Consider the following 203-nt stretch of genomic DNA (forward strand, 5'->3'; position numbering starts at 1 on the left):
AGCGCGTCTACGGTTTTCAGCAGCTTGCCCGCCTTGGAGTAAGTATGCCTGGTCGTTGCGGTTGCTGAATCACTCACCTTGGTATGCTCTGCAACAATGCGGCCTACGGCATCGTATTCAAAGCTGGTAACGCCGCCTTCTGCGTCAGTGACAGAAAGCTGCCGTCCCTTATCGTCATACGCATAGGTAGTCTGATTGCCGAG

Annotated in this window: 1 protein-coding gene; it reads right to left on the bottom strand. The window is 54.2% G+C overall.

Translation table 11 applies throughout. The features are described from left to right. Window positions 1-203, bottom strand: a 203-nt coding sequence (locus PGS25_RS15620; RefSeq protein ID WP_270419430.1) for an RHS repeat domain-containing protein, incomplete at both ends; no start/stop codon positions are given.

Source organism: Butyricicoccus sp. AM78-15b2TA, assembly GCF_027665985.1.
Taxonomy (GTDB): Bacteria; Bacillota; Clostridia; order Oscillospirales; family Butyricicoccaceae; genus Agathobaculum; species Agathobaculum butyriciproducens.